Raw genomic sequence first — 21,630 nt, forward strand, 5'->3', positions numbered from 1 at the left:
AAAATTTAGCGGCACCCGGCCAAAAGTGTGGTTGGCTCCGCCAGGCCATACGGAGATGACACAAGCAAGAAGCCCCCGCCCTTTCTTTTGCTTTTTGTCATCTCCGGCGGCCTGCCCGCCGGCGAGGCTCTTTTAAGCTCTTAAACCCAACGCTCACGCTCTCAAGCCCACGCTTCGCGGGTCCTCACGCGACGCGCTCCGCGCTCCGGGAGCTCGAACGCGCTTCGCGCTTGAGAGCGCTTCGCGCGTTGAGACAGCGCTGGCGCGCTCTCAAGACAAAAGCGGCTGGGGAGACCTCCAGTGGGGGGGGAAGAGCATCGGTTCCCCCACCGCATGACCTGGCACAGCCGACCACACTTTCCCGGGGTTGGTCGAAAAACTTTTGCTCGTTCCTCGCAAAACTTTTTGGCCCAACCCCGGGAAAGTGCGGTAGCCCTTCGGGCAGGTCATACGGTGGGGGAACCGAAGCCCTTCCTACAGCTAACAGTGACCGCGCTTCGCGCGGTGAAAAGCAGCCGCTGCGCGGCATGCGAGGTCGCGCGCTCAGGCGAGCCAGGTTAGGAGAGCCGCGTTAGGCGAGCCGGGTCAGGCGAGCCGGGTCAGGCGAGCCGGGTCGGCGTTCGCCTGTGCGGAGCCGAACTTGGCTGCTCGTTTCTCCGCCAGGATCACCTCCACGTCCCCCACCAACCGGGTCAAATGGGTCTTGCTGCGCTCCAACCCCGCGATCCGGTCCTCCAGCGAGCTCAACTCCTCCTGCAACATCTCCAGCAACGGCACGCACCCCGCCTCGTCCGCCGGCAGGTCCACCTCCTCGCCCAGCGCGTGGGCGAGCACCAGGCGGACCAGGCGCACGTTCAGGCCCGACGAGATCAGGCACCGCACGCTGCGCACGCGCTCCACGTCGGCCTCGTCGTACACCCGGTAGCGCGACTCGGTCCGCTTCGGCTTCAGGAGTCCGTGCTGGTCGTAGTACCGCAGCATGCGGACCGTGGTCCCCGTCTTCTCCGCGAGTTCGCCGATCAGCACCCGTATTCCCCCTCCGCCGCAAAAGAGCCGACGATCACGCAAGCTTGACCCTGACGTCAGTGTCACACTTTAGCGTCTCCCCCGTGATCGCTCTCGTTCTGATGCTGTGCGCGTTCGCGGTGGGGACCTCGGAGTTCATCGTCGTCGGTGTGCTCCCCGAGGTCGCCGCGGACCTGGGGGTCGCGCTGCCGACCGCGGGCCTGCTGGTCACCGCCTACGCGGTGTCCGTCGCCGTCGGCGGACCCGTGTTGACCGTCCTGACCGGGCGGCTGCCGCGCCGGTCCCTCCTCATCGCCGTCATGGCGCTGGCGTTGCTGGCCTCCACGGCCTCGGCGCTCGCGCCCAACTACGAACTGCTCATGACCGCGCGCATGGTCGCCGCGCTCTCCCAGGGCCTGTTCTTCGCCGTCGCCTCGCAGGTGGCGGTGGCGGCGGTGCCGCCGGAGAAGCAGACCGCGGCCATCGCCAAGATCGTCAACGGGGTCGCCCTCTCCACCATCCTGGGCATCCCGGTCGGCACGCTGGTCGGCCAGAACTACGGCTGGCGCGGGTCGTTCGCCGTGGTCGCCGCGTTGACCCTCGTCGGGTTGCTCGGGGTCGTGCTGGGCGCGCCGAAGGTGGCGCACGAGCCCGACGCCGGGTTCCGGGCCAACATGTTCGCGTTCAGCCGCCGGACGGTGCTGTTCGGGCTGCTCACGACCGTCCTCGCGTTCACCGGCATGATCACCGCCTTCACCTACGTGGCGCCGGCGCTGCGGGACGTGAGCGGGTTCAGCCCGGCCTGGGTGACCGGGGTGCTGCTGGTCTACGGCCTGGGCACGATGGTCGGCAGCACGATCGCCGGCCGCGTCCAGCCCGCGGCCATCCCGAAGGTGCTGCCGATCCCGCTGGCCGCCCTGACCGCGCTGCTGCTGGCCCAGGGCTTCCTGCTGGAGACGAAGGTGACGGCCGTCGTGGGGGTGTTCGTGCTGGGCGCCAGCGCGTTCGCGGCCGGGCCGCTGCTGCACACCTTCCTGATGGGCCAGGCCGGGTCGGCGGCGGGGCTGGTGGCCTCGGTGAACATCTCGGCGTTCAACGTGGCCGCCGCGTTCGGGCCGATGATCGGCGGGGCGGTCATCAGCGGCGGGTTCGGGTTGCAGTGGATCGCGGCCGTGGGGGCCGTGCCGGCGGTCCTGGGGGTGCTGGTGGCGCTGTTCCTCGGACGCCTGGTGCGCCGGGGCCACGACCACTCGCGACCGCTGGAACCGGCGCTCGCCGCGGCCTAGCGCGGCCCGCGCTCGCCGGGGCCCGGCGCCACCCGGACGACAGGAGCCCTACCGGACGGCTACCGCCCGGTAGGGCTTTTGTCAATCCGATGACCGGCCTACCGTCGCGCAGGTGAGGAACACCGAGGCGGACACGCTGGACGAGCTGATCGACGACTGCACCGAGGTGCCGGCCGAGCTGCGGCCGACGGAGAAGGTGCTGCCCGAGCCCCGGGCGGCGGCCGAGTGGCGGGTGACCGACGCCAACGCGGCCCAGGTGGACGACCTGGACGCCTACGTCTGACCCCGCCACCCCGGCAACGGAAAAGGCCCCCGCCGCGGCGGGGGCCTCTCGATTCCGTGCCGACTCAGTGGAACGAGTCGCCGCAGGCGCACGAGCCGCCCGCGTTCGGGTTGTCGATCGTGAAGCCCTGCTTCTCGATCGTGTCGACGAAGTCGATCACCGCGCCCTCGACGTACGGGGCCGACATGCGGTCCACAGCGACCTTGAGGCCGTTGAAGTCGCGCAGGGCGTCGCCGTCCAGCGTGCGCTCGTCGAAGAACAGCTGGTAGCGCAGGCCGGCGCAGCCACCGGGCTGCACGGCGATGCGCAGGTGCATGTCGTCGCGGCCCTCCTGGTCGAGCAGCGCCTTGGCCTTCACGGCCGCCGCGTCGGTCAGCGTGACGCCGTGGGTGGGCGGTGCGTCAGGAGTCGAGGTGGCTGCATCCTGAGCGGTCGTCATGGCTCTCCCTCAGAGGTCCTTTGCGGGCATCTGTTCCCAGCAAACACGGGCGGTACCCGCTTTGTTCCTGACACCCATGGTCGCACAACCCTCAGCGGGCGGGGTGTGACCACTGCCTCGCCACGTCGTGGGCGAGCGCGGCGAGGGTGCCGGCCGGGTCGGACATGGACTCCTCCACCGACCCGGCGTGCTCGGTGACCGAGTACGACTCCTGCACGCCGGCCGCCGCGGCCTCGCGCCGACCCACGCTGACCTGGCCCGCGAGCACCAGGCACGGGATGCCGCGCTCGGCCGCGCCGCCCGCGACGGCCGTGATGAGCTTCCCGCGCAGCGACTGCCAGTCGAAGCTGCCCTCGCCGGTGACGGCCAGGTCGGCGTCGTCCAGCGCCTCGTCCAGCTCGGTGAGCCGGCGCACGAGACCCGCGCCGGACGTCACCTCGGCGCCCAGCGCGAGCAGCGCGGCGCCCAGCCCGCCGGCCGCGCCCGCGCCGGGCAGGTCGCGCACGGGCGCGAGTTCGGGCATGGCCGCCAGGCGCTCCTCCAGCCGGGCCACGGCCTCGGGCGACGCGCCCTTCTGCGGCCCGAACGTGTGGGCGGCCCCGTGCGGCCCGAGCAGCGGGTTCTCCACGTCGGAGGCGGCCACCAGCTTGGCGTTGACGCCGGTCACGACCTCGCGCAGGCCCGCGCCGCCGTCGGTGGTGGCCGAACCGCCCAGACCCACCACGATCGTGTGACAGGTCCGGTCGGCGTCGGCGACCAGCTCCCCCACACCCCGGGTGGTCGCGGTCTCCGCCGTGGCGGGCCGTTCGTCCTTCGGGACGAGGTGCAGGCCACAGGCCTGGGCGGACTCGACGTAGGCGGTGCCCTCGTGCTCCAGCCAGACGGCCCGCACGCGTTCGCCGCGGGGACCGGTCACGTCGAGGTCGTGCAGGGTGCCGCCGAGGGCGGCGTGCAGCACGTCCACGAACCCGGGTCCGCCGTCGGCCAGGGGACGCAGCCGCAACTCGTCGTCGGGGGCGGCGCGGCGCCAGCCCTCCGCGACGGCCTCGGCGGCCTCCCGCGCGGTCAACGTTCCGCCGAAGCAGTCCGGCGCAATAACAACTCGCACCTCGCGAAGGGTACGGAACCGGGCATCTCCTACTCTTGGTGCGTGAGGTTCCTGCGCCGCAATGCCGACGAAGCCACCCCCGCCGCCGAAGAGACCCCGGCGGAGGTGACGCCCGGCGACGCCTCGCGCACACCCGGCAAGGGCAGGCCCACCCCGAAGCGCCGCGAGGCGGAGGGCAAGCGCCGGGGCCCCGTGCCCCCGCCGCCGCGCACGCAGCGCGAGGCGCTCAAGCGCATGCGCGGGAACAAGGTGTCCAAGGAGGAGCGCCGCGCCGCCGCCGCCGAGCGCCGCCAGCGCATGATGGCCGGCGAGGACAAGTACCTCCTGCCCCGCGACCGCGGTCCGGTGAAGGCGTACATCCGCGACGTGGTCGACTCGCGCCGCAACCTCATGGGCCTGTTCATGCCGTTGGCGATCCTGGTCTTCGTGGCCCTGCTCGTGCCGTCACCGCAGGTGCAGCAGTACGCGACCCTGGTGACCACGTTCATGCTGCTCGCGATGGTCGTGGAGGGCTTCGTGCTGGGCCGGTACGTGACCAAGCGCGTGCGGGCGAAGTTCCCGCAGGACACCTCGCGCGGCCTGTCGATCGGCTGGTACTCGTTCATCCGGGCCAGCCAGCTGCGAAGGTTGCGGGTCCCCAAGCCGCGCGTTTCCTACGGCGACCGTGTCTGATTGCGCGACTGGCGTCGCGCGGCTCGGCCGCCCGGGAGTCGGCCCATCGCGGCCCGTTTTCCGCCGATCGAAAGGCGTGATCGGCGGAAAACGCACCGCGACAGGCCGACGCGGCCTCGCGGGGTGGGACCGGAGCGTGAGAGCATCGGTAGTTCATTAGCTTGCCGAACGATCCGGGGCTAGGGTGGGGCGCATGGAGTTCCGACGCCTCGGCCGCAGTGGCCTCAACATCAGCGAGATCTCGTACGGCAACTGGCTCACCCACGGCTCCCAGGTCGAGGAGGAGCAGGCGACCGCTTGCGTCCGCGCCGCGCTCGACGCCGGCATCACGACCTTCGACACCGCCGACGTGTACGCCAACACGAAGGCCGAAGAGGTGCTCGGCCGCGCCCTCAAGGGTGAGCGCCGCCAGTCGCTGGAGATCTTCACCAAGGTCTTCTGGCCGACCGGTCCCGGCGGCCCCAACGACAAGGGGCTCGGCCGCAAGCACATCATGGAGTCCATCGACGGCTCGCTCCAGCGCCTGCAGACCGACTACGTGGACCTGTACCAGGCGCACCGGTTCGACCGCACCACCCCGCTGGAAGAGACGATGCTGGCCTTCGCCGACATCGTCCGCCAGGGCAAGGCGCTCTACATCGGCGTCTCCGAGTGGAACGCCGACCAGATCGCCCAGGGCGCCGCGCTGGCCCGCGAGCTGAAGGTGCCGTTCATCTCCAACCAGCCGCAGTACTCGATGCTGTGGCGGGTCATCGAGTCGCAGGTGGTGCCGACCTCCGAGCGCGAGGGCATCAGCCAGATCGTCTGGTCCCCGATCGCGCAGGGCGTGCTGACCGGCAAGTACCTGCCGGGGCAGCCGGTGCCGGAGGGCTCGCGCGCGACCGACGAGAACGGTTCCAAGTTCATCCAGCGGTTCATGCGCGACGACGTGCTGAACAAGGTCCAGCAGCTCAAGCCGCTGGCCGACGAGGCGGGGCTGTCGCTGGCCCAGCTCGCCGTCGCGTGGGTGCTGCAGAACCCGAACGTGGCCTCCGCGATCATCGGCGCGTCCCGGCCGGAGCAGGTGCACGAGAACGTGAAGGCCGCCGGCGTGAAGCTGGAGGACGAGCTGCTCAAGAAGATCGACGAGGTGCTGGAGGGCGTGGTCGAGACCGACCCGCGCCTGACCGTCACCCCGTGACCGCGCGCGAGGGCCCCACCCGCGCCGACGGGTGGGGCCCTCGCCGTTCACACCGCTCCGCGCGGAGCGGTGTGCCCAGGACCCGGGACCGATCGGCGCGGGTTGCCGGAGGCAGCGCGGGTCCCGGAGGCGGCGTGGGTCCCGGAGGCGGCGCGCCCGGCCTCGCGGCGAGCCACGGGTTGCCTACTCGGCGGGGGCCAGGGACATCGGGCCGTAGACCTCGGACTCGGCGCGCAGCAGCGTCACCTGGGCCACGCCCGCGTCGCGCAGCGCCGACCACTCCGCGCTGAACCAGTCCTCGGCCTCGGTCTGGTCCGCGAACACCACCGTCGGGCCGTCCACCTCACGGCCGCTCTCGTCCTGGTAGCGCCACCGGTACTCCACGTCCGGCTCCTCCCGATGTCCGCCGGGTAACGTTCGCCAGGCTAAGACCAAACAGACCGGATGGGGTGCGGTGTGACGAGTCGGACACTGGTCCTCGGCGGCGCGCGGTCGGGCAAGTCCGCGCACGCGGAAGGGCTGCTCACCGACGACGTCGTCACGTACGTCGCGACCGCGCGGCGCTACCCCGACGACGCGGACTGGGAGCTGCGGATCGCCCAGCACGTCGCCCGCCGCCCCGCCACGTGGCACACCGTCGAAGCGCCCGCCCCCCACGACCTCACCGCGCTGCTCACCGCCACCGCCCCCACCGACCCGCCGATCCTGGTCGACGACCTGGCCACCTGGCTCGCCGGCGCGCTGGACGACGCGGGCGCGTGGGAGGGCCACGGCGTCGGCGAGGTCGAGCGCGAGTGCACCGCCCTGGTCAACGCGGTCGCCCAGGCGAAGACCCGGCTGGTGCTGGTGTCCGCCGAGGTCGGCCTCGGCGTCGTGCCCAGCACCCGCTCTGGCAGGCTCTTCCGCGATCACCTCGGCTCGCTCAACGCGCGGCTGGCCGAGGTCTGCGACGAGGTCTTGCTGGTCGTCGCGGGAATCCCACTGCGACTGCGCGAAGCCGGAGGTAGTCGGTGACCGTCGAGTTCCCGCCCGTGGAGCCGCCGAGCGAGGACGCCCGCCGCCAGGCCGTCGCGCGCCACGGCGTGCTGACCAAGCCCGCGGGGTCGTTGGGCAAGCTGGAGGAGCTGGGCGTCTGGGTGTCCGCGTGCCAGGGCGTGTGCCCGCCGCGGCCGTTCACCCGGCCCCGGGTCGTCGTGTTCGCCGGCGACCACGGGGTGGCGCGGCACGGCGTGTCCGCGTACCCCAGCGAGGTCACCGGGCAGATGGTGGCGAACTTCCTCGACGGCGGAGCGGCGGTCAACGTCCTGGCCACGGTGGCCGGCGCGACGGTCCGCGTGGTGGACGTGGCGGTGGACTCCGAGACGTCCGTCGGCGACGCCAAGATCCGCCGCGGTTCCGGCTCGATCGACCGCGAGGACGCGTTGACTCTCGACGAGGCCGAGCGGGCCATCGAGCTGGGCCGCAAGCTCGCCGACGACGAGGTGGACGGCGGCGCGGACCTGCTGGTCGCCGGGGACATGGGCATCGGCAACACCACGCCCGCGGCCGTCCTGATCGCCGCGCTGACCGGCTCGGAGCCGGTGGCCGTGGTGGGCCGCGGCACCGGCATCGACGACCAGGGCTGGATGCGCAAGACCGCCGCCATCCGCGACGCGCTGCGCCGGGCCCGGCCGGTGCTCAGCGACCCCGTGCGGCTGCTGGCGACCGCGTCGGGCGCGGACATCGCGGCGATGGCCGGGTTCCTGGCGCAGGCGGCCGTGCGCAGGACGCCGGTCATCCTGGACGGGGTCGTGGTCGGCGCGGCGGCGATCGTGGCCGAGGAGCTGGCCCCGGGCGCGCGCGAGTGGTGGGTGGCCGGGCACCGGTCGGTCGAGCCCGCGCACTCGATCGCGCTGAACCACCTGAGCCTGGAACCGCTGCTGGACTTCGAGATGCGCCTGGGCGAGGGCTCCGGCGCGGTGGCCGCGCTGCCGCTGGTGGCGATGGCGGCGAAGGTGTTGGCGGAGATGGCGACCTTCGAGGGCGCGGGCGTCTCCGGGCCGGCCTGATGCGGCTGGCGCTGTCCTGGCTGACCGTCCTGCCGATCCCGGTGTCCCACGTGGACGGTCGCGCGGCGCGGCGGGCGATCACGTGGGCCCCGGTGGTCGGGGTGCTGCTGGGCGGTGTGGCGGCGCTGGTGCTGGCCGGCCTGTCGTGGCTGGGCGCGCCGCCGGCGCTGGCGGGGTTCCTGGTCGTCGGCGGGCTGGCGCTGGCCACGCGCGGGATGCACCTGGACGGGTTGGCCGACACCGCCGACGGGCTCGGGTGCTACGGGCCGCCGGAGCGGGCGCTGGCCGTGATGAAGGACGGCGGGGCCGGGCCGTTCGCGGTGGTGGCGCTGATCGTCGTGCTGGGGGCGCAGGCGGTGGCGCTGCCGTCCGTGCCGTGGGGCGCGGTGGTGCTGGCGTTGGCGGCGGGCCGGGCGGCTTTCGTGCTGTGCTGCGCCCGCGGCGTGCCGGCGGCCCGGCCGGAAGGGCTGGGGGCGCTGGTCGCCGGCACCCAGCCGGTGTGGGTCGTGGTGGCGTGGTGGGTCGCGCTGGCCGTGGCGGGGTTCTTCGTGGCCCCCGTCCACGGCCCGGTCGCGGTGGTCCTGGCGCTGGGCCTGGTGCTGGTGTTGGTGCGGCACACGCGCAAGCGCTTCGGCGGGATCACCGGCGACGTGCTCGGCGCGGCCTGCGAGACGGCGAGCGTGTCGGTGCTCGCCGTCTGCGCGTTGGCGTCCTAGGCCAGCTTGGTCATCCAGCCGTGCGGGTCCTCGACGGTGCCCTGTTGGATGCCGGTCAGCCGCTCGCGCAGCTTCATCGTCACCTCGCCGGTCGCGCCGCCGGAGATGCTGAACTGGCCGCCGGCGTGCTTCACGTGGCCCACCGGGGTGATCACGGCGGCCGTGCCGCACGCGAAGACCTCCGTCAGCTCGCCGGACTCCGCCTTCTTCTCCCACTCCTCGGTGGAGAACCGGCGCTCCTCGACCGCGTGGCCGAGGTCGCCGGCCAGGCGCAGCAGCGAGTCGCGGGTGATGCCGGGCAGCAGCGCGCCGGACAGCTCGGGCGTGACGATGCGGGCGTCCGCGCCGGAACCGAGGACGAAGAACAGGTTCATCCCGCCCATCTCCTCGACCCAGCGGCGCTCCACCGCGTCCAGCCACACGACCTGGTCGCAGCCCTGCTCGGCGGCCTGCGCCTGCGCCACCAGCGACGCCGCGTAGTTGCCCGCGAACTTCGCCGCGCCGGTGCCGCCGGGGGCCGCGCGGACGTACTCGGTGGACAGCCACACCGTCACCGGCTTCAGGCCACCGGCGAAGTAGGAGCCGGCGGGCGAGGCGATGAGCACGTAGAGGTACTCCGTCGACGGGCGGACGCCGAGGCCCTTCTCCGTGGAGTACATGAACGGCCGGAGGTACAGCGACTCCTCGCCGCCCGCCGGCACCCACCGCTCGTCCACGGCGACCAGCTCCCGGATCGACTCCAGGAACAGCTCGTCGGGCAGCTCGGGCATGGCGATGCGGCGGGCGGAGGCGCGGAAGCGCTCGGCGTTCGCCTCGGGGCGGAAGGACGCGATCGAGCCGTCGGGCCGGCGGTAGGCCTTGAGCCCTTCGAAGATCGCCTGGCCGTAGTGCAGCACCATCGCCGCCGGGTCCAGTTCCAGCGAGTGGTAGGGCTCGACTGCGGCGTCGTGCCAGCCCTGCTCGCGGTTCCAGCGGATCGTCACCATGTGGTCGGTGAAGTGCTGCCCGAAGCCCGGCTTGGCGAGTACCTCCGCGACCCGTTCCGGGGTCGCCGGCGTGGGGTTGGGGGTCCGGGTGAAAGGCAACGCGGTCGTCATGTCAGCACAGTAGCCGCTGGTGGGACATCGGAAAATCGCCGTCCCGACGCTCGGACGTCCGAGCTTCCCTCGCCTTACCCGACCGGCTGGCGCAGGTGTCCCAGCGCGAGCAGCCCGGTACCCGCGGCGATGCCCACGGCGGTGATCACGAGCGCCTCCGCCGGCGCGCTCATGGCCAGCAGCACCGACAACCCCAGGCCGAGGCACGCCGTGCGCATGGGCCAGGTGCGGTCCTCGTGGAGCAGCACGCGGGCGCCGGCGTTCGTGAAGCCGTAGTAGAAGGCGGTGCCGCACGCCCCCACCGCCAGCGCGGTGGTCGGGGGCAGCAGCAGGAACGCCGCGGCGGCCAGGGCGGCGCCGACCACGTCGAGCGGCCAGCCGGCCCGGACGGCGGGCAGGTCGCCGGTCTCGGCGAGGCCCGCGAGGGTGCGGCGGGCGCCGGCGAGGACCCACGAGAGCGCCGCGACGATCGCCACCGCCGCGCCCAGCGTCAGGACCGGCAGCAACGCGCGGCCGTCGGCGGCGACCAGGGCGTCGCGCAGCGGCGCCGGGGACAGACCGAGCCTGCTCGGACCGAGTTGGCGCAACACCGACACGCCGAGCACGGCCGTCAGGATCAAGACCACCCCGATGAGGACCGGGATCGCCACGTGGAGGGTCTTCGCGGTGAAGGTCTTCCCGTCCGGGTGAGGCGCGGTCACCCGTTCGAAGCCCGTGAAGGCGATGAACAGCAGCGATGCGGCTCCCATGATGCCGTCGAACCCGGCCGCGGTCGCCGGGACGGCGCTGTTGTCCGGCGGCGGCACCGAGAAGCCGGCCAGCGCGACGAGGCCGAGCACGCCCACGACGAGCGCGACGACCGCCCAGCCGACGCGGCCCCGGACGTGCCGGCCGAGCGCGGCGGTGCCGATGAGCAGCGCCAACCCGGCGAGCGTCCGGTCCGCGGGGAACACGTACGCGCCGAACGCGCCGGCCAGCGCGGCGGCGACGCCGGCCCGCCCGATCAGGTGGGCGCTGGCCCCGATGCGCGCGGGCCACGGGCCGAGCTGGTTGCGGATGTAGGCGTAGCCGCCGGGCGCGTCGGGGTACGCGCGGTGCTGGTCGGCGGTGGAGTAGGCGCAGCACAGCGCGGTGAGCGCGGCGAGCGGCAGGGCGAAGAGGAACCAGGGGCCCGCGAGGGCCGCCGCCGGGGCGAGTCCGGTGAGGACTCCGACGCCCAGCGTCGCGCCGAGCGCGAGCACCACGGCCCCGGCACGGGGCGTGACTGTCACCGCCTAACAGTCCCAGATGGACCGGGTGAGTGCGAACGCCCGTCGGGCTGACCCCTGATCGTGTTAATTGTTACTCCCCGCTATCGAGAGTGCGGGGGACGCGGGGATGAACGAGACCTTTAGCATTCGTCACGATCCACCTTGGTCCGAAAACACCCAGAGTCGTCCACCCAGTTCCCGCCGCACGACCAGGAAGTGCCGGGAGGACCCACGTCGAGGAGCCGCAGTGACCCCGCCGAAGCTGGCCATCACCGACAGTGACCCGAGCACCACGACCGCGGACGCCGTGGTCGTGGGCACCCTCCAGGGACCGGACGGCCTCGCCCTCGCCGGCGCGGCCGACGCGGTGGACGCCGCGTTCGACGGCGGCCTGGTGGACGTGTTGTCCACCCTGGGCGCCACCGGCAAGGCCGAGGAGGTCGTGTCCCTGCCGAGTTTCGGCAAGACCGCGGCCCCGGTCGTGATCGCCGTCGGCCTGGGCAAGCCGGCCGCGGACGGCTCGGTGACCGAGGAGCAGGTCCGCCGCGCCGCCGGCGCCGCCGCCCGCGCCCTGACCGGCAAGAAGCGCGCCGTCAGCACGCTGTCCTCCCTACACCTCGGTGCGGCGGTCGAGGGCACGCTGCTGGGCGCGTACCAGTTCACCGCCTACAAGACCTCCACCGGCGACGCGCCGGTCGCGCGGGTCGAGTTCGCGGTGACCGGCAACCTCAAGCCGCACCGGGCCACGCTCAAGGCGTCCACCCTGATCGCCGAGGCCGTCTGCACCACCCGCGACCTGATCAACACCCCGCCCAACGACCTGTTCCCGGCCTCCTTCGCCGAGCGCGCCGTCGCGCTGACCAAGGGCCTGGACGGCGTCGAGGTCGAGGTGCTCGACGAGAAGGCGCTGCGCAAGCAGGGCTTCGGCGGCATCCTCGGCGTCGGCGGCGGCTCGTCCCGCCCGCCGCGCCTGGTCCGCATCACCTACCGCGGCCCGAAGGCGGGCAAGAAGGTCGCCCTGGTCGGCAAGGGCATCACGTTCGACACCGGCGGCATCTCCATCAAGCCGGCCGCGGGCATGGACGAGATGACCTCCGACATGAGCGGCGCGGCGGCGGTCGTCGCGACGGTCGTGCTGGCGGCGAAGCTGAAGTTCCCGCTGGAGGTCACCGCCTACGCGCCGCTGGCGGAGAACATGCCGTCGGGCACCGCGTACCGGCCGGGCGACGTGCTCACCATGTACGGCGGCAAGACCGTCGAGGTGCTCAACACCGACGCCGAGGGCCGGCTGGTCCTGTCCGACGCGATCGTGCGCGCGTGCGAGGACGGCCCGGACTACCTGATCGAGACGTCCACGCTGACCGGCGCGCAGGTCGTGTCGCTGGGCAAGCGCACGGCCGGCGTGATGGGCACCGACGAGTTCCGCGACCGGGTCGCCTCGATCGGCCGCGCGGTCGGCGAGCAGGCCTGGGCCATGCCGCTGCCGGAGGAGCTGCGCGGCGACCTGGACTCGCGGCTGGCCGACATCGCCAACGTCGCCGGGCACCGGTTCGGCGGCATGCTGGCGGCGGGCATCTTCCTGCGCGAGTTCGTGGCCGAGGGCGTGTCGTGGGCGCACGTGGACATCGCCGGGCCGTCGTTCCACACGGGCGGGCCGTACGGGTACACGACCAAGGGCGGGACGGGCGTGCCGGTGCGGACGCTGGCCGCCGTGCTGGCGGACATCGCCGCCAACGGCTGAGTCCCGAGTTCGTCGGGGGCCGCACCAACTCGGTGCGGCCCCCGTTTTGTCGTGCCCACGAGCTCGTGATAGGCGGCCGGTGGCGAGCTTTGAAGAAGCTCTCACGGAAATCACCGTCGAGTGCTACACCGAAACGTTCCCGAGGGCCGCTTCACCCTTTTCAAGCCGCCCCCGCAGGCGGCGCACGACCAGGCACTTCACCAGCGCGGCACGGGTCCGGGAAACGTGCCGAGGAATTCGTGTCGTGGCGTGAAACGAGGTTTGAGCCGCGCTCAACCCTGGTTCTTGCGGCGGCTGTATTCGCGCATTCGCTTGGGGTAGCCGACGATTCCGGCGTCGTAGATCGGGATCCCCAGCTTCTTCGCCAGCCGGCGGGCGCCCTCGGTGCCGTCGATGCGGCGGCGGGTCCACTCGCCGTCGTGCGCGACCAGCACGACCGTGGTCTCCGTCACGGTCGTCTTGGGCTCGACGTACGCCTCCACGCCCCGCCGTTCCGCGGCCCACTTCTCCAGGTGGCCGGTGTCCGCGGACGTGGAGGCCCGCAGCACCCCCGGGCGCTGCTTCCTGCGAAAACGGTCGAACAGGCCCACCGGGCCACCTCCTGCGCAGACTCCTGCCGCCCATGGTGCCGGCGGGCGTGTGAAGGCGTGGCCAAATCCTCCCAACAGGACACCGCGTCGCCGTCGTTCGCGAACTAGTGACAAGATGGCAATCACCCGCGCGCACCCGCGCGAAGTAAGGCATCAAGCTCTCCAGGGAGATCCCGTGACCGACACCTCCGCCGACCTTGTGATCCTCGGTGGCGGCTCGGGCGGCTACGCCTGCGCGTTCCGCGCGGCGGAGCTCGGCCTGTCCGTCGTCCTGGTCGAGAAGGACAAGCTGGGGGGCACCTGCCTGCACCGCGGCTGCATCCCGACCAAGGCGCTGCTGCACGCGGCGGAGGTCGCGGACAACGCCCGCGAGGGCGACCAGTTCGGGGTCAAGTCCTCGCTGGAGGGCATCGACATCGCGGGCGTCAACTCGTACAAGGACGGCGTGATCAGCCGCCTCTACAAGGGCCTGCAGGGCCTGGCGAAGGCGAACAAGGTCACCCTGGTCGAGGGCGCGGGCACGTTCGTCGGCGGCACCACCGTCGAGGTGGACGGGCAGCGCTACACCGGCAAGAACGTCGTGCTGGCGACCGGCTCCTACGCCCGCAGCCTGCCCGGCCTGGAGATCGGCGGCCGGATCATCACCAGCGACCAGGCGCTGAACCTGGACTTCATCCCGGAGAAGGTCGTCGTCCTGGGCGGCGGCGTGATCGGCGTCGAGTTCGCCAGCGTGTGGGCCTCGTTCGGCGCGGACGTGACCATCGTGGAGGCCCTGCCCCGCCTGGTCCCCGCCGAGGACGAGTACGCGTCCAAGCAGCTGGAGCGGGCCTTCCGCCGCCGGGGCATCAAGTTCAAGACCGGCGTCAAGTTCACCGGCGCCACCCAGACCGACAACGGCGTCTCGGTGACCCTGGAGTCCGGCGACGTGCTCGACGCGGACCTCCTGCTGGTCGCCGTCGGCCGCGGCCCGAACACCGCGGGCCACGGCTACGAGGAGGCCGGCGTCACGATCGAGCGGGGCTTCGTCGTCACCGACGAGCGCCTGCGCACCAACCTCCCGAACGTCTACGCCGTCGGCGACATCGTGCCCGGCCTGCAGCTCGCGCACCGCGGGTTCCAGCAGGGCATCTTCGTCGCGGAGGAGATCGCCGGGCAGAACCCCAAGGTCATCGACGAGGCGGGCATCCCGCGTGTCACCTACTGCAAGCCGGAGGTCGCCTCGGTCGGCCTCTCCGAGGCGGCGGCCAAGGAGAAGTACGGCTCGGTGGAGACGTTCGTCTACGACCTCGCGGGCAACGGCAAGAGCCAGATCCTGAAGACCGCCGGCGGCGTCAAGCTGGTCAAGGCCCCCGACGGCCCGGTGGTGGGTGTCACGATGGTCGGCGAGCGGGTCGGCGAGCTGATCGGCGAAGCCCAGCTGATCTACAGCTGGGAGGCCTACCCCGAGGACGTGGCTCCGCTGATCCACGCCCACCCGACCCAGACTGAAGCCCTCGGCGAGGCCTTCCTCGCCCTGGCCGGCAAGCCGCTGCACGTGCACGGCTGACCGTCCCAACTCAAGTCAGCCGATCCACGACCCACGCACGAGGAGTCAGCGAACGATGGCCTTCTCCGTCCAAATGCCCGCACTCGGCGAGAGCGTCACCGAGGGCACGGTCACCCGCTGGTTGAAGCAGGAGGGTGACCGCGTCGAGGTCGACGAGCCGTTGCTGGAGGTCTCCACCGACAAGGTGGACACCGAGATCCCGTCCCCCGCGGCCGGCGTGCTCCAGAGGATCGTCGCCCAGGAGGACGAGACCGTCGAGGTCGGCGCCGAGCTCGCCGTCATCGGCGACGGCGACGACTCCGGTTCCGGTGACAGCGCCCCGGTGGAGCAGTCCGCGCCGGAGACCCCGGCCGAGACGCCCGCCGCCCAGGCCCCCGCCGAGGAGGCCGCGCCGGACCCGCAGCCCGAGCCGCAGGCCCCGGCCCAGTCCGGCGGCGGCGCCGCCGAGGGCACCCCGGTGACCATGCCCGCGCTGGGCGAGAGCGTCACCGAGGGCACCGTCACCCGCTGGCTGAAGTCGGTCGGCGACTCGGTCGAGGTCGACGAGCCGCTGCTGGAGGTGTCGACGGACAAGGTGGACACCGAGATCCCGTCCCCGGTCGCCGGCACCCTCCTGGAGATCACCGCCGGCGAGGACGAGACCGTCGAGGTCGGCGGCCGGCTCGCCGTCATCGGTTCGGGCAGCCCGGCCCCGCAGGCGTCGGCCCCCGCGCCGGCCCCGGCCCAGGAAGCGCCCAAGCCCGCGCCCGCCCAGGAAGCGCCGAAGCCGGCCGAGGCCCCGAAGCCCGCCGCGGCTCCGGCTCCGCAGGCCGCGCCCGCCCAGGCCGCGCCCGCGCAGGCCGCTCCGGCCGCGTCCGAGGAGGCCAACGGCCAGCCGTACGTGACGCCGCTGGTGCGCAAGCTCGCCGCCGAGAACGGCATCGACCTCGGCTCGCTCAAGGGCACCGGCGTCGGTGGCCGCATCCGCAAGCAGGACGTGCTCGCCGCCGTCGAGGCCGCCAAGGCCCCGGCTCCCGCGCCGGCCGCCCCCGCCGCCCCGGCCGCGTCCGCGCCGGCCCAGCGGGTCGCCACCCCGGCCGTGGACGGCAGCGGCAAGCGCGGCACCGTGCAGAAGCTGCCGCGGCTGCGCCAGATCGTCGCGCAGCGCACCCGGGAGTCGCTGCAGGTCTCCGCGCAGCTCACCCAGGTGTTCGAGGTGGACGTCACCAAGATCGCCCGGCTGCGCAACAAGGCCAAGGCCGCGTTCGAGCAGCGCGAGGGCACCAAGCTGACGTTCCTGCCCTTCTTCGCCAAGGCGGCCGTCGAGGCGCTCAAGCAGCACCCGGTGCTGAACGCGTCCATCGACGAGGAGAAGAAGGAGGTCGTCTACCACGGCGCCGAGCACCTGGGCATCGCGATCGACACCGAGCGCGGCCTGCTCAACGCGGTGATCGCGAACGCGGGCGACCTGAACCTGGCCGGCCTGTCGCACAAGATCAACGACCTCGCGTCGCGCGCCCGGGCGAACAAGCTCACCCCGGACGAGCTGACCGGCGGCACGTTCTCGCTGACCAACCTGGGCAGCAACGGCGCGCTGTTCGACACCCCGATCATCCAGCAGCCGCAGGTCGGCATCCTGGGGGTCGGCGTGGTGAAGAAGCGCGCGGTCGTCATCACCGACGAGAACGGCGACGACACCATCGCGATCCGGTCGATGGCCTACCTGGCGCTGACCTACGACCACCGCCTGGTGGACGGGGCCGACGCGGGCCGCTTCCTGACCACGGTGAAGAACCGCTTGGAGGAGGGCTCGTTCGAGGCCGACCTGGGCCTCTGAGGCGACCACCGCGGAAGGGCCGCCCCGGGACGTCCGGGGCGCCCCTTCCGCGTTCTGTGGCACCGGCAACACCACCGCTGCTGTGCAACACCGCGCACCGTGCGAGACGATCAACGGCATGCGGGTTCTGATCGCGGGGTCGTCCGGCTTGCTCGGCACCAGCCTGGTCGCCGCGTTGCGCGGGGCCGAGCACGAGGTGCTGCGGCTGGTCCGGCGGCGGCCCGCGGCGCCCGACGAGCGCGGCTGGGACCCGCCGGCCGGGCGCATCGACCTGGGCGCGCTGGACGGCGTGGACGCCGTGGTGAACCTGTGCGGCGCCGGGGTCGCGGACAAGCGGTGGAACGACGCCCGCAAGCAGGTGCTGCTGGACAGCCGCACCACCCCGACCGAGGTGCTGGCCTCGGCGGTGGCCGAGCACGGCATCCCGGTGCTGGTCAACGCCAGCGCGATCGGGTACTACGGCGACACCGGGGACGCGGTGGTGGACGAGACCGCGCCCTCGGGCACGGGGTTCCTGGCCGAGCTGTGCCGCCGGTGGGAGGCCGCGACCGCCGCCGCCGAGTCGCAGCGGGTCGTGCGGCTGCGCACGGGGCTCGTGATCAGCCCGTCGGGCGGGTTGTTCGGCGCGATCCGGCCGCTGTTCAAGTTCGGTCTCGGCGGTCGGTTGGGCGACGGGCGGCAGTACATGCCGTGGATCTCCCTGGACGACGCGATCGCGGCGATCCAGTTCGTGCTGGAGCGCGACGTGCGCGGGCCGGTGAACGTGACCGCGCCCAGCCCGGTCACCAACGCCGAGTTCACCCGCACGGTCGGGCACGCGCTGGGCCGGCCGACGCCGTGGGTGGTGCCCGCGTTCGCGCTCAAGCTCGTGCTCGGCGAGATCGCCGAGGAGGGCGTGCTGGCCGGGCAGCGGGCCGTGCCGAAGGTGCTGGAGCGCCACGGCTTCCACTTCCTGCACCCGGCGCTGGGCGCGGCCGTGGCGGCGGCCGGCACCGCGTGAGCCGGGCGTTCCCGGCCTCCGTCGGCGTGGTCCTCGCGCTGGCGTCGGTGGTGCTCGGGGTGTCGGTGGACGGCGCGCCGCCCGAGCTGGACTCCTCGCTGCGCGGCGCGGCGGTGGGGCTCGGGCCGGGGTTCGAGCGGGCGGCGGACGTGGTGAGCCTGGTGCTCAGCCCGGGGCTGGCCACGATCGCGCTGGTCAGCCTGGTGCTGCGGGCGTGGCTGGGGCGCGACGTGCTGGTGTTCAAGGCGGCGGTGCTGCTCGCGGTGTGCTGGGCGAGCGTGCTGAGCCGGTGGTTCTACCTGCGGGTGCGGCCGGTGGAGTACGACCTGCCGTCCTACCCCAGCGGGCACGTCACGGCGGTGACGGCGGTGTCGGTGACCGCGGTCGTGCTGTGCGCGCACCTGCGGCCGGCGCTCGTGCGGCGGGTGGTGGCGGCGTCGGTGGCGGCGATCGTGCTGACCGCGGCGAGCCGGGTCGTGCTGGAGATGCACTGGTTCACCGACACGGTGGGCGCGGTGCTGGCCACGACCGGTGTCGGCCTGGTGGCGGCGCTCGCGCTGGGCCTGCTGCCGGTCACCCGGGTCCCGGGCGGTGGGCGTAGGGTCGAGCCGTGAGCAGTCGCGAACTCTCCTGCCGCACGTCCTCCGACCCGATCGACGTGCGTGAGCTGGGCACCATCGACTACCTGGCCGCGTGGGACCTCCAGCGCGAACTCGCCGAGGCCCGGGCGGACGGCACGCGCGGCGACACGCTGCTGCTGCTGGAGCACCCGCCCGTCTACACGTGCGGCCGGCGCACCGAGCCCGACGAGCGGCCGGTCGGCGGGGACACCCCCGTGATCGACGTGGACCGCGGCGGCAAGATCACCTGGCACGGGCCGGGGCAGCTGGTCGGCTACCCGATCGTCGGACTGGCCGAGCCGATGGACGTCGTGCAGTACGTGCGGCGGCTGGAGCAGGCCCTGATCCACGTGTGCGACCAGCTGGGCGTGCGCACCGGGCGGGTCGAGGGCCGCAGCGGCGTGTGGATCCCGGCCGACGAGCGCGGGATCGAGCGCAAGGTCGCCGCGATCGGCATCCGGGTGCAGCGCGGTGTGACCATGCACGGGTTCGAGATCAACTGCAACGCCGACCTGGCCGCGTTCGGCGACATCATCCCGTGCGGCATCCGGGACGCCGGGGTGGCGTCGCTGTCGCACGAGCTGGACCGGGACGTGACGGTGGCCGAGGTGCTGCCGATGGCGCGGGACGCGGTCATCGACGCGCTCAACGGCGACCTGCCGTTGACCGACCGCACGTTGGAGCGTCAACAGCCGGTGGCGCCGGGCGTGACGTTCGCCGTCCAGAGCCGCTGACACCCGCCGACCCTCCCCTCTAGTATTCCGGAATTACGGATCACCCGAGGGGAGAGTCGTCGTGCCCGTGACCCGACGAGCCCTGCTCACCGCGTTCGGCGGCACCCTGTTCTTCCCCGCTGTCGCTTCGGCGTCGCCCGCCTGGTCCGGCGTCTCCGTGGTGGTGGACGACGGGCGCGGCGGGCGGTTCGCGCACCGGGCGCACGAACCGCGACCGCTCGGGTCCGCGGTGAAGGTCGTGCACCTGGCCGGCTACGCGCGGGCGGTGTCCGAGGGCACGCTGTCCCCGGCCGAACGGGTGCGGGTGGCCGAGTGGGAGCAGTTCCGGGCGGCCCCCGACGCCCACGGTGACGCGTTGCGGCACCTCGGGATCAGGTCCACCAACGGCGTGGTCGCGGACGACCCGCGCGCCTTCGTGACCCTGGCCGACCTCGCCGCGGTGCTGACCCGGTTCGACGACCACGCCGCCGCCGACTTCCTGCGCCACCGCCTGGGCGAGGCCCGCCTCCGCGCCGGCGCCGCCCGCCTGGGCCGGCCGGACGCCCCGGTCCCGTCCCTGCTCGCCGAACGCCTGCACCAGGTCCTGGGCCGCCCAGAGGACCCGGCGCGGTACCTGACCGACCCCGGACTCCGCCTGGAGGTCCTGGGCCGCTCCCCCGCCGTTCCCCCGCGGCTTCCGTCCACCCGGGGCGCCGCCGCCGACCTCCACCGCCTCCTCCGCGACCTCGACCACCCGCTGGACACCAGCGGCTCCGCGGTCGCCCTGAGGACCCACTGGGACGACGGCCGCGTCGGGACCGCGGTCGTCCTGGCCGACGAGGACTCCGCCGAGTTCGCCCACGTCGCCACATTGGTCCGTTCGGCCCTGCGCGACCCCGCTGTGCTGCGGGGATTCCACGTGACCCTTACGTAGGATGACCGGAGTGGACCTGGTGCAGCGGCTGGCCGAGCTGGAGCAGCGCGTCGCGGCGCTGGAGGGTGACGAGCGCGAGACGGTCGTGCTGCCCGACAGCGCGGACGGCGGCGGCGAACTGGGTTACGGCGGATGGGTTTCGCTGGGCGGCGGCCGGGTGTCGTGGCGCATCGACGTGACGCCGGAGCGGGCGCTGTCGCTGGCGGACCGACCGCGCATCGAGGTGCTGGCGGCGCTGGCGCACCCGGCGCGGGTGGACATCGTCCGGTCCCTGCTGGCGCGAGGCCCCCAGCCCGCGACGGCGTTGCAGGAGGCGGCCCGCCTCGGTTCCACCGGGCAGCTCTACCACCACCTCAAGGCGTTGACCGGGTCCGGCGTGGTGGAGCAGGACAAGCGCGGCAGCTACCGGCTGCGCAGCGCGGCGACCGTGCCCGTGCTCGTCCTGCTCACCGCCGCCTCCGACGTGGCCGGTCAGCTCAGGGCGTGACGCCCGCGATCAGCTCGACGTGGTCCAGGTCGGACAGGTCGAGCACCTGGCAGTAGACGCGGGAGATCCCGGTGCGCTCCCGCCACTGCCCGATCTTGTCCTGCACCTGGGCGACCGTGCCGGTGAGCCCGTTGGCCTTGAGCTCCTCGAAGTCCCACCCGATCGCGGCGGCCCGCTTGGCGACCTCGGCGTCGTCACGACCGACGCACGTGGTCAGGGCGACCGACCGCGTCATCGTCGAGGGGTCGCGCCCGATCTCCCGACACGCCGCGTCCACCCGCTCGAACTGCTCGGCGGCGAAGTCCATGCCCACGAAGGGGAGGTTGAACTCGGTGGCGAACCGCGCGGCCAACGCCGGCGTCCGCTTGACCCCCTTGCCACCCACCACGACCGGCACCGGCTGCTGCACGGGCTTGGGCAGGGCGGGCGAGTCGCTGAGCGTGTAGTGCTTGCCCTGGAAGGAGAACGTCTCGCCGAGCGGGGTGCCCCACAACCCGGTGACGATCTCCAACTGCTCCTCGAACACCTCGAACCGCTCGCCGAGCGCGGGGAAGCGCAGCCCGTAGGCGGTGTGCTCCTCCTCGAACCACCCGGACCCGAGCCCGAACTCGACCCGCCCACCGGACATCTGGTCCACCTGAGCCACGGAGATGGCCAACGGCCCGGGGTACCGGAAGGTCGCGGCGGTGACCAACGTGCCCAACCGGATGGACTTGGTCTCCCGAGCCAACCCGGCCAACGTGATCCACGCGTCGGTGGGTCCGGGCAGCCCGTCGGCGGACCCCATCTTCAGGTAGTGGTCGGACCGGAAGAACGCCCCGAACCCGGCGTCCTCGGCCGTGCGGGCGACGCGAAGCAGGTCATCGTAGGAAGCCCCCTGCTGGGGCTCGGTGAAGATGCGCAGTTCCACCCACCCAAACTATCCCGCCAGCCTCCCCACCCACGCACCACCCAAGTCTGAGGCGCGCAGCGCCTGCTTTCCGGGCGCGCAGCGCCTGCCTTTCGGGCGCGCAGCGCCCCCGCTTTTGGGCTTTTCCGTCCTCCCCGTATGGCCTGCCCGAAGGGCTACCACACTTTCCCGGGGTTGGGCCAAAAAGTT

23 protein-coding genes are annotated in these 21,630 nt (G+C 72.8%); 15 read left to right on the top strand and 8 right to left on the bottom strand.

Going from position 1 to position 21,630, the window contains the following annotated elements:
- Positions 1–585: 585 nt before the first annotated feature.
- Positions 586–1,026 (bottom strand): MerR family transcriptional regulator, encoded by a 441-nt coding sequence (locus AB0A74_RS38660; protein ID WP_358257592.1) that lies wholly within the window; start codon positions 1,024–1,026, stop codon positions 586–588.
- Between the two features lie 83 nt (positions 1,027–1,109).
- Here AB0A74_RS38660 and AB0A74_RS38665 point away from each other — a divergent pair, with 83 nt between their 5' ends.
- Positions 1,110–2,291, top strand: a complete 1,182-nt coding sequence (locus AB0A74_RS38665) for an MFS transporter (protein ID WP_358257594.1) — start codon at positions 1,110–1,112, stop codon at positions 2,289–2,291.
- Positions 2,292–2,403: 112 nt separating this feature from the next.
- Complete coding sequence (locus AB0A74_RS38670; protein ID WP_358257595.1) at positions 2,404–2,574, top strand: hypothetical protein; 171 nt, start codon at positions 2,404–2,406, stop codon at positions 2,572–2,574.
- Between the two features lie 64 nt (positions 2,575–2,638).
- Here the strand turns inward: AB0A74_RS38670 and AB0A74_RS38675 are convergent, their stop codons facing one another.
- Both AB0A74_RS38675 and AB0A74_RS38680 read right to left on the bottom strand, forming a co-directional pair.
- The gene (locus AB0A74_RS38675) at positions 2,639–3,013 is read right to left on the bottom strand and encodes an iron-sulfur cluster assembly accessory protein (RefSeq protein ID WP_121221943.1); all 375 of its coding nucleotides are present in this window, start codon (positions 3,011–3,013) and stop codon (positions 2,639–2,641) included.
- A gap of 91 nt (positions 3,014–3,104) precedes the next feature.
- Complete coding sequence (locus AB0A74_RS38680; protein ID WP_358257597.1) at positions 3,105–4,121, bottom strand: glycerate kinase; 1,017 nt, start codon at positions 4,119–4,121, stop codon at positions 3,105–3,107.
- Between the two features lie 42 nt (positions 4,122–4,163).
- On the opposite strand from AB0A74_RS38680, the gene AB0A74_RS38685 reads away from it, so the two are divergent.
- Positions 4,164–4,793, top strand: coding sequence for a DUF3043 domain-containing protein (locus tag AB0A74_RS38685; protein ID WP_358257599.1), 630 nt, complete (start codon positions 4,164–4,166; stop codon positions 4,791–4,793).
- 193 nt (positions 4,794–4,986) lie between these two features.
- Positions 4,987–5,973 carry an aldo/keto reductase family protein gene (locus AB0A74_RS38690; RefSeq protein ID WP_358257601.1) on the top strand — a complete coding sequence of 329 codons (987 nt, stop codon included), beginning with the start codon at positions 4,987–4,989 and terminating at the stop codon, positions 5,971–5,973.
- A 183-nt stretch (positions 5,974–6,156) separates the two neighbouring features.
- On the opposite strand, the gene AB0A74_RS38695 is transcribed toward AB0A74_RS38690, so the two are convergent.
- Entirely contained in the window at positions 6,157–6,357 is a 201-nt protein-coding gene (locus AB0A74_RS38695) for a hypothetical protein (protein ID WP_358257603.1), read from the bottom strand.
- 72 nt (positions 6,358–6,429) lie between these two features.
- On the opposite strand from AB0A74_RS38695, the gene cobU reads away from it, so the two are divergent.
- The 3 genes from cobU to cobS are packed head-to-tail and all read left to right on the top strand — an operon-like array spanning position 6,430 to position 8,737.
- Positions 6,430–6,987, top strand: coding sequence for a bifunctional adenosylcobinamide kinase/adenosylcobinamide-phosphate guanylyltransferase (gene cobU, locus AB0A74_RS38700; RefSeq protein ID WP_358257604.1), 558 nt, complete (start codon positions 6,430–6,432; stop codon positions 6,985–6,987).
- Positions 6,984–8,021 (top strand): nicotinate-nucleotide--dimethylbenzimidazole phosphoribosyltransferase, encoded by a 1,038-nt coding sequence (gene cobT / locus AB0A74_RS38705; protein ID WP_358257606.1) that lies wholly within the window; start codon positions 6,984–6,986, stop codon positions 8,019–8,021. Before cobU ends, cobT begins: the two co-directional genes overlap by 4 nt.
- Positions 8,021–8,737, top strand: coding sequence for an adenosylcobinamide-GDP ribazoletransferase (gene cobS / locus AB0A74_RS38710; protein ID WP_358257608.1), 717 nt, complete (start codon positions 8,021–8,023; stop codon positions 8,735–8,737). Before cobT ends, cobS begins: the two co-directional genes overlap by 1 nt.
- Here the strand turns inward: cobS and AB0A74_RS38715 are convergent.
- Both AB0A74_RS38715 and AB0A74_RS38720 read right to left on the bottom strand, forming a co-directional pair.
- The gene (locus AB0A74_RS38715) at positions 8,734–9,834 is read right to left on the bottom strand and encodes a branched-chain amino acid aminotransferase (protein WP_343940494.1); all 1,101 of its coding nucleotides are present in this window, start codon (positions 9,832–9,834) and stop codon (positions 8,734–8,736) included. The genes cobS and AB0A74_RS38715 overlap by 4 nt on opposite strands.
- 74 nt (positions 9,835–9,908) lie before the next feature.
- A complete protein-coding gene (locus AB0A74_RS38720) occupies positions 9,909–11,105 on the bottom strand; it encodes an amino acid permease (RefSeq protein WP_358257610.1) in 1,197 nt (398 codons plus the stop codon).
- Positions 11,106–11,331: 226 nt separating this feature from the next.
- Between AB0A74_RS38720 and AB0A74_RS38725 the strand changes: the two genes are divergently transcribed.
- Positions 11,332–12,825, top strand: coding sequence for a leucyl aminopeptidase (locus AB0A74_RS38725; protein ID WP_358257612.1), 1,494 nt, complete (start codon positions 11,332–11,334; stop codon positions 12,823–12,825).
- A gap of 272 nt (positions 12,826–13,097) precedes the next feature.
- Here the strand turns inward: AB0A74_RS38725 and AB0A74_RS38730 are convergent, their stop codons facing one another.
- Positions 13,098–13,415, bottom strand: coding sequence for an oxidoreductase (locus AB0A74_RS38730; protein WP_358257614.1), 318 nt, complete (start codon positions 13,413–13,415; stop codon positions 13,098–13,100).
- A gap of 175 nt (positions 13,416–13,590) precedes the next feature.
- Here AB0A74_RS38730 and lpdA point away from each other — a divergent pair, with 175 nt between their 5' ends.
- The 7 genes from lpdA (at position 13,591) to AB0A74_RS38765 (ending at position 20,531) form a co-directional block, all read left to right on the top strand.
- Entirely contained in the window at positions 13,591–14,961 is a 1,371-nt protein-coding gene (gene lpdA / locus AB0A74_RS38735) for a dihydrolipoyl dehydrogenase (protein ID WP_358257616.1), read from the top strand.
- 55 nt (positions 14,962–15,016) lie between these two features.
- Entirely contained in the window at positions 15,017–16,777 is a 1,761-nt protein-coding gene (gene sucB, locus AB0A74_RS38740; RefSeq protein ID WP_358257618.1) for a 2-oxoglutarate dehydrogenase, E2 component, dihydrolipoamide succinyltransferase, read from the top strand.
- Between the two features lie 118 nt (positions 16,778–16,895).
- Positions 16,896–17,777 (top strand): TIGR01777 family oxidoreductase, encoded by an 882-nt coding sequence (locus tag AB0A74_RS38745; RefSeq protein WP_358257620.1) that lies wholly within the window; start codon positions 16,896–16,898, stop codon positions 17,775–17,777.
- Positions 17,774–18,391, top strand: coding sequence for a phosphatase PAP2 family protein (locus tag AB0A74_RS38750; protein WP_358257622.1), 618 nt, complete (start codon positions 17,774–17,776; stop codon positions 18,389–18,391). Before AB0A74_RS38745 ends, AB0A74_RS38750 begins: the two co-directional genes overlap by 4 nt.
- On the top strand, positions 18,388–19,131 hold the full coding sequence (gene lipB, locus AB0A74_RS38755; RefSeq protein ID WP_358257623.1) for a lipoyl(octanoyl) transferase LipB: 744 nt from the start codon (positions 18,388–18,390) through the stop codon (positions 19,129–19,131). The genes AB0A74_RS38750 and lipB overlap by 4 nt, the downstream gene beginning before the upstream one ends.
- Positions 19,132–19,192: 61 nt before the next feature.
- The gene (locus AB0A74_RS38760) at positions 19,193–20,044 is read left to right on the top strand and encodes a serine hydrolase (protein WP_358257625.1); all 852 of its coding nucleotides are present in this window, start codon (positions 19,193–19,195) and stop codon (positions 20,042–20,044) included.
- Position 20,045: 1 nt separating this feature from the next.
- Positions 20,046–20,531 carry a helix-turn-helix domain-containing protein gene (locus tag AB0A74_RS38765; protein WP_358257626.1) on the top strand — a complete coding sequence of 162 codons (486 nt, stop codon included), beginning with the start codon at positions 20,046–20,048 and terminating at the stop codon, positions 20,529–20,531.
- Here AB0A74_RS38765 and AB0A74_RS38770 read toward each other — a convergent pair.
- Complete coding sequence (locus tag AB0A74_RS38770; RefSeq protein ID WP_358257627.1) at positions 20,521–21,441, bottom strand: LLM class F420-dependent oxidoreductase; 921 nt, start codon at positions 21,439–21,441, stop codon at positions 20,521–20,523. The two genes, AB0A74_RS38765 and AB0A74_RS38770, sit on opposite strands and share 11 nt — an antisense overlap.
- Between the last annotated feature and the right edge of the window lie 189 nt (positions 21,442–21,630).

The organism is Saccharothrix sp. NPDC042600 (genome assembly GCF_040647305.1).
Classification (GTDB): Bacteria; Actinomycetota; Actinomycetes; order Mycobacteriales; family Pseudonocardiaceae; genus Actinosynnema; species Actinosynnema mutabilis.